The organism is Okeania hirsuta, from assembly GCF_003838195.1.
In the GTDB taxonomy this organism is placed as follows: Bacteria; Cyanobacteriota; Cyanobacteriia; order Cyanobacteriales; family Microcoleaceae; genus Okeania; species Okeania hirsuta.
This window is the reverse complement of record NZ_RCBY01000647.1, coordinates 1-837: the sequence shown is the minus strand read 5'-3', so window position 1 is coordinate 837 and position 837 is coordinate 1. Positions and strand designations below refer to the sequence as shown.

Sequence of the window (837 nt, the reverse complement as noted above, 5' to 3'; positions counted from 1 at the left end):
TTTTTTCTTGCGAGGGTAGCCTTCTTCCCTCTTCCCTCTTTCTTCTTCCTTCTTCCTTACCTTTGCTATACAAGACCGATGCTACCGGACATGATATTACTCGAAAAAGGAATTCATATCAAATCCGGTAGCATCGGAGTAATTAAACCTGAATTTTCGGCCACCAATGGTACTGGGTTATAGCCTTGATTGCAAATTGCTGTGTTAAAAGAACTTGACAACGCTCAAACAGAATTTCTTCTAACTCTTCGAGGCTGGTAAATGAACGATTTGCGATCGGTTCATTAATTAGAGGCCATAACCTTTCTGCTGGTTGTAATTCAGGCGAGCTGGATGGCATACAAGTTCTGAGTTAAAGATTCCTTTGGGCTTGCACTTAGAGTATTTACCACCCTCTTTGAGGATGAATAGGACGTTCCAGATGCTCGCTCATCCACTGAGCTACTTTGGGTCCATTCCTTGAAGAAGGAGACAGGAGACAGCTATACTGGAGACAGGAGGAAAATTACATGGGGATTCGCTCCCCCCAAGTAATGCGTGAACACCCCCGTTGACGGTGGGGTATTAAACCCACAAAGAAAATGATAATTTTATTGATATTGCTTCATATCATGTCCGTTTATATCGTTTGTGTAAACCCAAGGGTGAATATCTACAGGAAATGATGGTTTTTTTCTTGCGAGGGTAGCCTTCTTCCCTCTTCCCTCTTTCTTCTTCCTTCTTCCTTACCTTTGCTATACAAGACCGATGCTACCGGACATGATATTACTCGAAAAAGGAATTCATATCAAATCCGGTAGCATCGGAGTAATTAAACCTGAATTTTCGGCCACCAAT

General features: G+C 42.3%; 1 pseudogene. It reads right to left on the bottom strand.

From position 1 onward, the window contains the following. Positions 1 to 142: 142 nt before the first annotated feature. Positions 143 to 340: pseudogene (locus D5R40_RS33440) on the bottom strand (IS630 family transposase); the annotation flags it as partial. Positions 341 to 837: the final 497 nt, after the last annotated feature.